Source organism: Sphingomonas endophytica, from assembly GCF_001476895.1.
GTDB classification, from domain to species: domain Bacteria; phylum Pseudomonadota; class Alphaproteobacteria; order Sphingomonadales; family Sphingomonadaceae; genus Sphingomonas; species Sphingomonas endophytica_A.
The window spans coordinates 1-10,167 of sequence record NZ_LDTB01000089.1; the positions used below are offsets into that span (position 1 = coordinate 1).

A 10,167-nucleotide genomic window follows, 5' to 3' on the forward strand; every position below is an offset into this window, starting at 1 on the left:
AAGAAACGGGGGTCACGTCAAGGGAACGATGCTTGCAGGCTGTCATCTTCCTTCGCGCTCACCTAAGCATTGGACGATCAGGTGATTGCGTGAAATCTTCTGTCACAACAATTCGTCATCGAGCAAGGCCGCAGCCGAGTACAATTTCGAAATAAAATGGGTTGACTCGTAACCAGCGGTACAAATGCGTCGAATTTCTTACAGGCCCCTGATTAACAACGAATATATCGTTGCCACTTTGCCTTGACGGCGGTCGAATCGCGGGATTTCCGCTGATTCCCACGTACCGCCTTATGGCAAGACGCTTGGAGTAACCGGGCGCGGTTACGCTGCCTTTCGATGAGTGTGGATAGAACTGGTCGGCGTAAGGTGTACCAATCAAGCGGACAGCGCTCGGTACACACTAGCGCGAGCAATACCGAGCTTCGTGGCGATATCGACCGGGCGAACGCCTTCGGCTTTCAGCGCCCTCACTGCCTCCGCATCCACCGTAGGCTTGCGGCCCTTGTAACGCCCCTCCGCTTTTGCCTTGGCGATCCCCTCTGCCTGACGCTCTTTACGGATAGCGGTTTCGAACTGCGCGAAGACGCCAAGCATCTGTAGGAACGCGACGCCCGCCGGTGACGACGTGTCGATAGGCTGCTCAATGGCTTTCAGGAACGCTCCCTTGCGCTTGATGGTCGCGACGATCGTTTCCAAGTCGCCCACGGATCGGGCGAGACGGTCGATCCGGCAAATTAGAAGTGTGTCGCCTTCCCGAATGAAATCGAGTGCATCGGCGAGTGCCTTGCGGTTGTCGGTGCTGGCCCCGCTCTCTTTCTCCGCAAACAGCTTCTCACAACCCGCAGCTTTAAGGGCGTCGAACTGAACATCGAGCGATTGCGACGACGAAGAAACCCTTCCGTAACCCACCAGCATAATCGCGACCTGTCTCAATAGACTTTAGATGATGCGAGTCATACGCCTCATTATTATAGAGTCAACTCTATTGAGACGCGAGACGTGTCTCATTGCCGCGTCTCATAGGGGTATACCCTAAAAACGAACGTTCCAATGCCTTGGTACTTGGAGTGAAGCCATCGGAAAGACCACTGTCACCGGATGGTAAGTCGTTGAGTTGTCGGAGCGTGGCAGTATGATCGCCACTCAGCAGCCAGCTATATCGGAGGGGCAGTGAGCGTTCGTTGGCTTCATTTCAGTGATTTACACGTTGGCATGCGCGAGCAAGGCTGGCTCTGGCCGCGATATGGAAACCAGTTACTAGAAGACTTGGCCCGCTTAAGTGACAAAGCAGGGCCATGGGATTTCATAGTTTTCTCAGGTGACTTGGTAAATAAAGGCACGGTAGAAGAATTCAACCGGCTGGATGAAGTACTCGACTCCATATGGACTCGACTTGAAGGCTTGGGATGCAATCCGCCCCTCGTGACCGTTCCGGGAAATCACGATCTTCAGCGCTCTGACTCCATGGCTCCTGAGCTGCTCGCGCTGGAACAATACTGGAATGACGAAAGAATTAGAGCCGATATTTGGAAGGATGGAAGTTTATTTAAGAGGTATATCAGCGATAGATTCGAGAATTACAAAGCTTGGATGACCAGATCAATTGCAAGCGGACGGCACGCTGCGCCTGTCTTAACCGGCTACTTTCCGGGGGATGCCTCATACTCACTAGACTGCGACGGCGGCAGAGTCGGCTTTGCATGCCTGAACTCAACTTGGCTTCAACTTGGTGCTGGTGATTATAGCGAGTCGCTGAACGTTGACGCGCGGCAGTTGATGATGATTACCGACGACGACCCCGATGCGTGGGTTAAGCAGTTTGATACGGCCTTGCTGATTACCCACCAGCCCGCCAGTTGGCTGAAGGCCGCGAGCCTTGAAAGTTGGAATAGCGAGATAAATCCATCGGGAAGGTTCGACCTTCATTTATTCGGGCATATGCACGAGCCGGCCATAACGCGCGTGGCAGTTGGCGGGAGCATGGGTCGACGTGGCGCGCAAGCCGCATCGCTGTTCGGCTTGGAAAAGCTCCCCAACGGAGAAATTCAGCGCATTCAAGGTTACTCATCATTTAAGCTGTCGTCTAACAATGAGATTAAGGCGGTACAGTGCTGGCCACGAGTTGTTGTGAAAACGGGGGATGGCGACAGAAAGCTGGCGGCTGATGTAACCCAAGACCTTGAAGAAGATAACTCTTTCACAATTTCTTACTCTGTTGATCACAGGAGCGCACTTTCGACTAGCACAATCGCCTACACCAAATCTTCAAATAAGAAGGTTCTTGAAACCGATGAATACGACGTATCTACTATACGTCTTCCACTTCGAAATACAAGAGCACATTCGTTTGTTCGCAAAGTCGAGCAAGTAGAGTTTGCGAAGTCACTAAACGAATACGGGGCTGCTTGGCTTGTATCGGACTGGGGAATGTCGGCCGCATCCTTCATTGGGACGGTTTTAAATGAGATTTCAGTTTCAGAAGACGACGTATTTAGACTCGACTGTAGTGAATACACAACCTTGGAAAGCTTTAGATCAAAGCTCTTGTCGAGTTTAGGCGCATCATTTGAGAATGTTATTCTTGCCCTAGGTAATAAGGGATCATCCATAATTCTCTTGGATGAAGTGCCAGTTTTTAATTCTTCAACAGACAATTCACCTTCTGTAACGAAGGAAATGGAGCGCCTTGTCGGGATCATTAAGGACTTCGCCCCAGAGGCAAAGATAATACTAAAAAGTAGGATTGCTCCCGAACTTGGTAATCTTCCTTCTGTTAAGCTTACAGCCTTTGATGAGGCTGATCTAACCATGTACCTACGCGAGAGCGAACTTGGTAGTCCAAGGTATGCTAGACCCGATGCAGCAGGTATAATATTCCGGCGCACCGACGGAGTACCCCTCAGAGTCGATGATGCGCTTCGTGATCTTCAAGTCACGTCCTTAAGTGACTTGGCCGCATCAAATCCTGACTTAGCTGACTCCGGGGATCAAGCTGGGGATGCCCCAAGAAGCCTAGTTATAGCCTTCGACGATCTCCGCTCATCAACCGATGCAGACGCACCAAGAGCATTCGAACTTTTATTAGCTCTTTCAGCGCTACCTTACGGTGAGCAACTCACACGCATAAAGCGCTTCCTTGGCGTCCATCCGTTTTCAGCGAAGCATGCTACTTATCTGCTTGATCGTGGCTTGCTGATGAGTGTCACGCTGAGTGGAATGGGTGAAGGTGACTCAATCGAGCAGGTGCGCGCACTTGTGGTGCCTAGGATTGTTCGCGAATACATATTGAGCGTCATGGATGAAGAGGCCATCCGAAGAACAGATCGAGCCGTACTCGCTATGTATTTTGGTGAAAGATGGGCGCAGGGTGAAATATCTAATAGCCCGACCGGAAAGAGAGCTAAAAATGCCCTCTCGGAGGGTTACGAGATAAATAATGCGACCACAGTTATATTGAGGATGCTGCTTCGCTCAATCAAGAGCGATGATAGCGTGACTTTAGAGGCGCTGTTGCGTCTGTCCGGCTCGTTTGTAGCAGCCCTTCTCACCGGAAGTCACTTTAGGAGTGTTTCGCTGTTTACGGCTGACATTCTGCCGCTGGTTGAGGATAGTAGCTATCAAAGAGAAGCCAGTGTATTCAAAATGCAGCGCGCACGAGCGCTGCGGATGCTAAGCGAATACAAAGCTTCGATAGACTGCTTTGATTCGATAGACTTGTCTCTTTTAACCAAGGATCAACGGCAAAACGCCTTAATTCAAGGTGCTCTCGCCTGTGAAAGCTTTAATAAGCCGGACACTGCGGCAACTTTGGCAAAAAGAGCTATCAGCGTAGCTCCTAAAGCCGCGTACGCATTACATGGCGAATTAGTGATAGCTGAACAGATCGAGGATCAGAAGGAGCGCATAGCTAAATTGAATCAGCTTCTAACTGTTGCTAAAAAGCGTGGCTCCAAGATTATGGCTAACAATATTCTTATCTCACTAGCATCAGAACCAAACACTGCAATGCAGGAAGATCGGTTGAGAGAGGTTGTTGAAAGTGCGCGTGTAACGAAGGACTTTTGGAATGTCTGCCGAGCAACAATCACGTTAGCTGAACGAATAGAATCAGGCCTTGATGTTTCCCAAGATATGCGCGATCGATTGGTTGATGCTTATCACTTCTTACATGCAGAACGCATATCTGGCATGTTTGATCGATGCCATGAACGACTTTGGAAGATATTCGAAGATAACGGAGATAATGAAAACCTCCTGAATCTTTATCGTCATAGCTCCTTCATATGGCGACTGAATGGTAAAGATCATTTGGAGCAGCAATACGTGAGAAGGCTGTCATCCAAAATCACCCAGCTTGTAGGCTCCAACCTTCACAACGTGGATAGAGATCGAGCGTACTTCATGGTTAGAGTCTCTGCTATTTTGGGGGCACCACCCGCGCCTTCAAGCCAGCGCTCGCCATCCGCATAACTGGTGAGCCGATCATCGCCCCATGGGGCGGTGATTGCAAGCGAAGTGCTGTAGGCTGACTGAACTGACACAAACCTGCCACAGCGAGTCACTTGCAAGCCGATCAAAACGTGCGGTATGATCTAGTCGGCGCTTTTAAAGCGGCGATATTACAACAGCTTACAAGTTGCTAGTGCACTCGCGCTGCCCTCCGAAGGCAGAGGCCACAGGTTCGAATCCTGTCGGGTGCGCCATTTCTCTCAGACATAGTGTGAGGCGGCGTTTGACGTGCCGTCACAGCCTGCCCCGTCACCTCGGAGGCGCGGGTTTGTCCAGCCAGGTCTTGTCGCGCAGGTTGAGGTTGTCCATCCGGCGTGCCGCCAGGCGGGGGCCGAGAAAGCGATAGAAATACCAGTCCTTCGCGATCGCCGGCGTGAAATGGTAGAACAACCGTTCCGCCAGCGTCCAGTTCACGGCACTGCGATCGTTGCGACGGTCCGAGGGGACGCACCACAAATCGAACGGATAGACGACGCGGCCTTGTTTCACGACGCGCTGCATGATCTCGTGATCCTCCAGCACGTAACGCCACCAGCGTTCCGAATAGCCGCCCGCCGCCCGCACTGCATCGGTGCGAAAAGTCTGGCCGTACCCGCCGGTATGGGTTTGCTTCGGCCAAACCCGGCTGGCGACCTGGACATGCCGACGCTTGCGCAACGCTGCCGCCGGGTCGGCGCCGGGCACGTCGGTTCCCATCACCGCGACCACGCCGGGCGCATAAGCCGCGTCGGCGGTGGCGAGATAATGGGGTGGGTAGACGGTATCGGCGTCGCCGAAGGCGACGAACGGCGTCGTGACCGCCGCCAGTCCCGTTTCAAGCGCATGGATCTTGCCCGGACGATCCTCGCGCAGGTGCACGACGTCGGTATCCGCCAGCGTCGCGCCGATCCGCCGCGCCAGTGCCGCCGAGCCATCGGTGGAGGCGTTGTCGACCAATATCAGGCGGAACGGGCGCAACGTCTGCGCCGCAAGGCTGTCCAGCGTCGCGGGCAGATAATCGACCTCGTTGAAATAGGGGATGACGAACGACCAGTTCATCGCAGCATCCCCGCGAGCACCTGACAAGCCGCCAGGCTGCTATCCAGCCCATGCGTCGCGACCGCGTGCCGCCGCGCCGCGGTCCCCATCATGGCGACCCTTGCCGGGTCGTCGAGCAGCATTGCCGTCTCCCGCTCGAAGCTGGTGCGATCGACGCGCAGGCCGCAGGCGGGCGGGATCACGTCGTCGCCCATCCGTGCCCCGAACCCGACCACCGGCTTGCCGCACGCCATCGCCTCGACGATCGCGCGCGGAAAATAGTCGCGCCGCCCGGCATGGAAGTAGAGGCGCGATTGATGGAGCAGTGCGGGGATCTCGCCGTGCGGGACATGCCCCAGCCAGTCGATCGCTGGATAGCGGCGAGCCAGCGCCGCGCCGTCCGGCCCGCCGCCCGCCACCGCGACGCGGAACCGTCGCGACAGCGCGCCGACTTCCGCGAAGCTCTTCCAGCGCGACAGGCGGCTGATCGCGATCACGTCCCAGCGGTTCGGGCGCTCCTCGGGGTGGAACAGGCTGGTATCGATCGCCTTGGGCAGCCGCAGCATCCGCGTGCGCGGTATCGGTGGGCGCCAGAAATAGGGCGGGTGCGCCAGCGCCTGTTCCTGCACGGCGGATTCCGGGAACACCAGTTTCGCGTGCGGGAGCAGACGGCTCCAGTAATCGCCGCCGATGATGACCGCATACCGGCGCGCCTCCGGGCGCAGCAGCCGGTCATAAAGGTGATAGCCGATGCCGCCGTTGGTGCCGATCACCACGAACAACGCGTCGCTGGCGGCACGCGCCGCCGAAAGCATCGCTGCGCTGATATGATCGCGGGCCGCCTTTCGCGGGTTGTCGGCGGCGAACAGCCGGACGGTGTAGCGTCGGCCCGCGTCGCCCGTCGCTTCCACGACGCAGGGCGTGCGCCCGATCCCCCACAACTCGACTTTCACCCCCATCGCCGATAGGATAGCGGGCATCCGACGATCGCGATTGTTCCACGCCAGCCATTCGGCCTGGTCGGCGACGCTGACGTAGGTTGGATAGCTGAGGATGAAGATGATACGCGTCATGCTTTGGCCGCTGGTAGCCGTTTCTCAGGCTCCTGCCCAGCACATGGGGATGCGCGCATGATTGCCCCGTTCAGCGACGACGGCCCGCGCATGTCGTGTCTGATGGTCACCGCCAATCGCCGGAAGCTGGCGGAACGGTCGATCAACTGCTTTCTGTCGCAGCAATATCCCAATCGCGAGATGGTGATCGTCGACGACGGCGAAGAGGATTACGCACCGATCCTGGCGGCGATCCCGGCGGAGCGACTGATCCATCATCGGCTCGTCAAGGATCCGCAGCGGACGCTGGGCGATCTGCGCAACCTGTCGCTGGACATCGCGCGGGGCACCCTGCTGGCGCAATGGGACGATGACGACTGGTTCGATCCGGAGCGATTGTCGCGCCAATATTCGGCGTTGGGCGACAAGGCGGCCTGCTGGACCGCCGCGACGCTGGTGCACCTCGATGATCCCGAGTGGCTGGAACGTCCCTATATCGGCCACATCTCGGGTGGTGCGCCGAGCACGATCCTGCATGTACGCGACGACAGCATGCGCTACCCCTCCGAACGCAAGGGCGAGGACAGCACCTATCGCGATGCCTGGATAAAACGCGGCGTGGCGACGATGGGGCGCGAATGGTCGGCGCTGCTGATCCGCTGCTACCACGGCAGCAATACGTGGGAGCGGGATCATTTCGCGCGTCGGGTCGCGCTGCGCCCGCAGGACATCGTGGAGTGGAACATCCGCAAGCTCTTCGGCACCACCGACCGATATTCGCAATTCCGGCTGACGCCGCGACAGCAGGCGTCCTTCGACGCCTTCTATGCGCAGTCGCGCGCGCTCGGCATCTTCTGACGCGTCCGCGCCCGATGCTGGAGGAACGTCTCGAACGCTGGCGCGCGCTGGCGGACCGCCCGGCGGCCAGGATCGCGGGGAAGGTGGCGCGCGTCGCCTTCTTCGTCGGCATGATCGTGTGGATGACGCTGAAGGTGCGGGCGATCGGCTGGCGCGAGGTGATCGCCAGCCTGCCGGTCAATCCGCTGTTCTACGTCCTGTTCGTGATCGGCTTCCTGATCCTGCCGGCGTCGGAGATCGCGGTGTTTCGCACGATCTTCGGGCGGCCGCTACCGGGCGGCTTCCCGGTCTATATCCGCAAGCGGATCCTCAACGCGGCCCTGGTCGGCTATTCGGGGGAAGTGTATCTGTTCGTCTGGCTACGCCGGGTGATCGGATTGCCGAACAAGACGATCGCGATCGGGCTGAAGGACAATGCGATCCTGTCCGCGCTCGCGTCGGGCATGGTGACGCTGGCGCTGCTCATCGCCTTCGCCGCGGCGGGGGATGCGCGTCGGATCGCGGCGTGGCTGGATCCCGGTCCCGCGCTGCTGATCGCGGGATTGATGGGCATCATATTTCTGGCGCCGTTGCTGTTCCGCGTGCGATCGCAACTGATCGCGATGCCTCTGCGGCAGACCTTGCAGGTGATGGGGATCCATAGCGCGCGCATCGTGGCGACGGTGGTGTTGCAGGCGACGCAATGGGCGGTCGTGCTGCCGCAGGAGCCGTGGGGCGTGTGGCTGGTGTTCCTGACCGCGCAGATGGTGATCTCCCGCCTGCCGGTGATCCCGAACCGCGACCTGCTGTTCCTCAGCGCCGCGCTGGAGATGAGCGGGACGGTCGACGGCCCGCGCGAAGCGATGGCCGGGCTGCTGCTGGCGGGGGGCGCGCTGACGCAGGGCAGCAACCTGCTGTTCTACGTGCTGACGATGTTCGTGAAGCAGCCGCCGGTCCAGGCGGAGGTGGCGGAGGAACTGCCGGACGGCGACGAGGACCGGATCGCGGGGACGGTTTGACCCCGCGTCAGCGCGTGACCGCCGCCACGTCCGCCGACGTCCAGCCGCCGCCCATCGCCTGATACAGCGCGACATAGCTGGTGAGGCGATCGGCCCGCGCCTGCGCCAGCGACAGTTCGGCGTTGAGCAGCGTCCGCTGCGCGTCCAGTTGCTCGATATAGCTGGAATAGCCGGCGCGATAGCGGTTGGTGGCATTCTGGAGCGCGCCGCGCGCGGCGGTTTCCTGATCGGCGAGCGCCTGCGCCTGTTCGCCGGTGCGGCGGACGCCCGCCAGCGCATCCTCGACCTCGCGGAACGCGGTCAGCGCGGTGCGGCGATAGGCGAAGGCGGCCTGATCGCGGCGCGCGGTGGCGGCGCGTTCCTGCGCGCGCAACCGCCCGCCGTCGAAGATCGGCGCGAGGACGCTGGCACCGGCCGAGAAGATGACCTCGGGCTGCGCCAGCGCGGTGGACAGCACCAGCCCTGCCGCGCCGGTCAGCGACAGATTCGGCAGCATCGCCGCGCGCTGGCTGTCGAGCGCGCGGTCGGTGGCGACCAGTGTCTGCTCAGCCTGAAACAGGTCGGGGCGGCGGCGCAGCAGGTCGGCGGGCAGGCCGTCCGGGATCGGCGGCGCGGCGAGCCGGTCGAGCGGCAAGCCCCGCGCGATCGCACGCGGCGCGTCGCCGGTCAGCAGCGACAGTGCATTCTCGGCGCGCGTGATCGCCAGTTCGGCGGCGGGGACGAGCTGCGCCGCTACCGCATATTCGGCCTGCGCCTGCCGATACTCCAGCCGCGAGGTATAGCCCGCCTCGAACCGCCGCCGTGCGATCCGCAGCGCGTCCGAGCGCGCTGCCAGCGTCGCCTGCGCGATCGCCAGCCGGTGGTCGAGCGCGCGCAACGTCACATACCCCTGCGCGGCGGTGGCGGCGGTCGCCAGCCGCACCGTGTCCGCCGCCGCCTCGGTCGCGAGCAGCTGCGCGCGCGCCGCACGCGTCGCCTGTCGCAACCGCCCGAACAGGTCGAGGTCATAGCTGAGCGACAGTGCGGGCTGCACCGCCGCCGAGCGCGTCAGCGTCCCGAACGGCGAAATCGACTGCCCCTGCGTCTCCGGCACCGTCCCGCCGATCTGCGGGCTCAACTGCGCACGCGCCAGCGCCTCGGACGCGCGCGCTTCCTCGATCCGCGCCACCGCGATGCCGATGTCCACATTGTTGGCGAGCGCGCGCTCGACCAGCGCGGTCAGCGCCGGATCGCCGAACGCCTGCCACCAGCCGGCGCGCACCGCACCGCCGGTCGCGGGCAGGGCGCTGCGCCACGCCGGCGGAGGCACCACCGCCGTGGCTTCGGGCACAGCGCGGCGCGGCCCCGGCAGCGCGCACGCCGCCAGCACCAGCGGCACGGCCAGAACGATCCGCTTCATCGCGCGCCGCCGGTATCGACCCGCGCCTGCACCGACATGCCGGGGCGCAGCCGCGCGGCGAGCGGCTGGCCCGGATCGATGCGGATCCGCACCGCGATCCGCTGCGGCACCTTGGTGAAATTGCCGGTCGCGTTATCCGACTTCAGCACTGCGAACTCGCTGCCCGCCGCCGGGGAGATGCGCTCGACCCGGCCGGTCAGCCGCGCATTGGCGAGCCCGTCGACCGTGAAGCTCGCACGCTGCCCGACCGCGATCCGCGCGGTCTGCGCCTCCTTGCAACAGTAACTTAAACACATCTGACCCTGCCGACGAACAGGAAAGGTTAAAATAG

At 60.3% G+C, this 10,167-nt stretch carries 7 protein-coding genes and 1 pseudogene; 3 read left to right on the plus strand and 5 right to left on the minus strand.

Annotated elements, in window-relative coordinates; translation table 11 throughout:
• Window positions 1-378: 378 nt before the first annotated feature.
• Window positions 379-918 carry a recombinase family protein gene (locus tag NS334_RS15980; protein ID WP_058756946.1) on the minus strand — a complete coding sequence of 180 codons (540 nt, stop codon included), beginning with the start codon at window positions 916-918 and terminating at the stop codon, window positions 379-381.
• Between the two features lie 255 nt (window positions 919-1,173).
• Between NS334_RS15980 and NS334_RS17875 the strand changes: the two genes are divergently transcribed.
• A complete protein-coding gene (locus tag NS334_RS17875) occupies window positions 1,174-4,473 on the plus strand; it encodes a metallophosphoesterase family protein (RefSeq protein ID WP_153002776.1) in 3,300 nt (1,099 codons plus the stop codon).
• A gap of 288 nt (window positions 4,474-4,761) precedes the next feature.
• Here NS334_RS17875 and NS334_RS15995 read toward each other — a convergent pair whose 3' ends face one another.
• Both NS334_RS15995 and NS334_RS16000 read right to left on the minus strand, forming a co-directional pair.
• Window positions 4,762-5,550 carry a glycosyltransferase family 2 protein gene (locus tag NS334_RS15995; protein ID WP_058756948.1) on the minus strand — a complete coding sequence of 263 codons (789 nt, stop codon included), beginning with the start codon at window positions 5,548-5,550 and terminating at the stop codon, window positions 4,762-4,764.
• On the minus strand, window positions 5,547-6,602 hold the full coding sequence (locus tag NS334_RS16000; protein WP_058756949.1) for a glycosyltransferase family 4 protein: 1,056 nt from the start codon (window positions 6,600-6,602) through the stop codon (window positions 5,547-5,549). The genes NS334_RS15995 and NS334_RS16000 overlap by 4 nt, the downstream gene beginning before the upstream one ends.
• 57 nt (window positions 6,603-6,659) lie before the next feature.
• On the opposite strand from NS334_RS16000, the gene NS334_RS16005 reads away from it, so the two are divergent.
• Both NS334_RS16005 and NS334_RS16010 read left to right on the plus strand, forming a co-directional pair.
• A complete protein-coding gene (locus tag NS334_RS16005; protein WP_058756950.1) occupies window positions 6,660-7,439 on the plus strand; it encodes a glycosyltransferase family A protein in 780 nt (259 codons plus the stop codon).
• 14 nt (window positions 7,440-7,453) lie between these two features.
• Window positions 7,454-8,437, plus strand: coding sequence for a hypothetical protein (locus NS334_RS16010; protein ID WP_058756951.1), 984 nt, complete (start codon window positions 7,454-7,456; stop codon window positions 8,435-8,437).
• A gap of 7 nt (window positions 8,438-8,444) precedes the next feature.
• Here NS334_RS16010 and NS334_RS16015 read toward each other — a convergent pair whose 3' ends face one another.
• Window positions 8,445-9,836, minus strand: a complete 1,392-nt coding sequence (locus NS334_RS16015; RefSeq protein WP_058756952.1) for an efflux transporter outer membrane subunit — start codon at window positions 9,834-9,836, stop codon at window positions 8,445-8,447.
• Window positions 9,833-10,167: pseudogene (locus tag NS334_RS16020) on the minus strand (HlyD family efflux transporter periplasmic adaptor subunit); the annotation flags it as partial. The gene NS334_RS16015 and the pseudogene NS334_RS16020, both read right to left, overlap by 4 nt.